We start from the raw sequence: 2,246 nt of genomic DNA, 5'->3' as shown, positions 1-2,246 counted from the left end.
CTAACTAAATACAACAAAACCTTCCAATTAAAATATAGCGGTAGGTTATTTGGCATGTGCATTTTTAGTATACCACGAGATTATTTATCTTTTTATTGAAAAATGTTGACAAACTATTAGCTGGTTTAGCTTAAGTGTACCATTTCACAATATTGGTTTTTCCTTAGGTGATTTTTTAGAGTAATGCTGCATAGTTTATATTAAAATGTTTAGCTAACTTGATGGTTTGGGTTATGTTTTAACATAATGAACATTGGTATTACATTCTTTTATTCCATAGTAAGGAATAAAATATCCTTTTTTATACAGAAAACATTTTACAATTATTGTAAGATACAGTATTATGTTTTCAGAATATTTAAAAAGGGGGTGGTATTTTGTTGAACAAAATTAAATTAATAATTCTTTTTGTCTTATTACTTCTACCATTAAATATCTTGCTTGAAACAACTGTAACTGCTGCACCCCCTGTTTGTGGAATTAAATCAACTGAATCAACGGAGATACAGTTAACTCCAATCATTGGATCATCTATCTCAAATGATGATAGTAATGTATCAATTATGTGTAGTTCAGGAAGTTATACTTGGAGTAGCATTAAAAGTTCTGCAAGACTAACGAATAAACAATCAGCATCTGTAAATAACTATGTGAAAAGTGGAGGGAAATCAAAAGCATTATCCGACTTTGCAAGAATGCCAGGAACTTCTCGATCTGGAGGTGGTGAAGTACTAATAAAAACTTTTGAAGGGAAAACATTGACTTATTATCCGAAGTCAACAAGTACTGAGAAACCGACATTAAGATACCCAGCAAGTAATGGGAAATCATGGGATAAAATTAGATATGAATAATCTGAAGAGGAGAACAACTTATGCACATTGAAAGTCTAAAAATTTGGCAGCCACAAACAAACCTAAACTCTGATCATCCTATTAATATTCTTTTAAAAGGGATAGATAAACATAATGACTATTTTAAAATCATACTGGAAGATTATGACGACAATATTACTGAAATTGTATATAACCAATTAAACGGACCTATGGAATACTATGTTTGGGCCTTTAGATATACAACAGAGATCGGAAGATTTGGCTTATATAATTTAGATGTTGATGAATCAAGTTTGAAAGAAAAAGGAAAAGCATACTTTTTTAAAATGAAAAACTCCGAATACATTAATTGGTTTGATAATCAAAATCCCCTTTTCAATAGTACGACTCATCCAAATTTAGAACATCATGTTTATATTACACGTGATGAAGTAATTGAAGTATTATCAGATTATAATCCATTAGTAATAGCTCTCAATAAATTATGATTGATATTCCTGTAATGAAAAAAACTGAGGAAATAGTTATATATTCTCAGTTGTTTATTACTTTATACCAATTAATACACTATGTAGGCAAATATTTTAATTATATATAAGATAAGAAAACCCCCGTTCCAATTATGAATTATTTGTTACAAGAAGTTCATCTAGTGACTCAAGTAACGGCTTTCCTCTAAACAAAAGAAAAGCCTACTTGTTGAAAAATATAGTAATAAATTAAATTAACTTTATAAAGACTTTTCCATTAACACTGTTTTAACTTCGTAACCATTAGGATTGGTTACAGTTTCTTCTTTAGAAACTATATAGCCCAATCTTTCATACAAGCTTATATTTTTTGGTAATGTTGCACGAACACGGCATTCTAATTTCTTTCTTTGCCTTTCTTTAGCATAATTCTCCATCCACAATAACATTGCTTTAGCCATGCCTTTTCCTCTTGCATTAGATGTAACAGATAGCCTTGAAAAATATATTGAGTTATCTTTTAATGTAATTCTAGATGAAGCTAGAGGTTTTCCATCTACAAAGCACAACAATGCTTTTTCTGATTCTTGTTTCATAGCATTTAACAGATTATCTAATGGTTCATTTAATGCACTAGAAGGAACTTCAAGGAAGCGATATTCTTCAAACGCCTCTAACATAATTTTATGAACAATCTGAGACTCTTCTGCGTTTGCTAATCGTATTTCTAAATTCATTTTTCCCCCTCCAATTGATATTTCCTAGAACCTATTATATCTTTTTTTATAATTTTCTGTGGTGCTAAACTGCCATGTTCGTATTATAAGGTTAACCAGAAATGAAAATATTTCTAGTTGACCATTTTTTATATGGGCTTATTATAACTGTAGCCGGGGTAAAACGTAACTGCCAGTGGGACAGAGATCCCGTCTGCTAAACA

Annotated in this window: 3 protein-coding genes; 2 read left to right on the top strand and 1 reads right to left on the bottom strand. The window is 30.4% G+C overall.

From position 1 onward, the window contains the following. Positions 1 to 377: 377 nt before the first annotated feature. Positions 378 to 854 (top strand): hypothetical protein, encoded by a 477-nt coding sequence (locus tag M3600_RS28240; protein ID WP_251648539.1) that lies wholly within the window; start codon positions 378 to 380, stop codon positions 852 to 854. Between the two features lie 20 nt (positions 855 to 874). After that, on the top strand, positions 875 to 1,324 hold the full coding sequence (locus tag M3600_RS28235) for a hypothetical protein (protein WP_251648537.1): 450 nt from the start codon (positions 875 to 877) through the stop codon (positions 1,322 to 1,324). 242 nt (positions 1,325 to 1,566) lie between these two features. Here M3600_RS28235 and M3600_RS28230 read toward each other — a convergent pair whose 3' ends face one another. Continuing rightward, positions 1,567 to 2,043, bottom strand: a complete 477-nt coding sequence (locus M3600_RS28230) for a GNAT family N-acetyltransferase (protein ID WP_251648536.1) — start codon at positions 2,041 to 2,043, stop codon at positions 1,567 to 1,569. Positions 2,044 to 2,246 lie beyond the last annotated feature (203 nt).

The sequence above is a fragment of the Niallia sp. MER 6 genome, assembly GCF_023714395.1.
Lineage (GTDB): Bacteria > Bacillota > Bacilli > Bacillales > Cytobacillaceae > Niallia.
This window is presented reverse-complemented; position numbering and strand designations above follow the sequence as displayed.

What these genes read in the sequence shown, in the direction of transcription:
- M3600_RS28235 (WP_251648537.1), top strand. Translation starts at nt 875, where the DNA reads ATGCACATTGAAAGTCTAAAAATTTGGCAGCCACAAACAAACCTAAAC.
- M3600_RS28230 (WP_251648536.1), bottom strand. Translation starts at nt 2,043, where the DNA reads ATGAATTTAGAAATACGATTAGCAAACGCAGAAGAGTCTCAGATTGTT.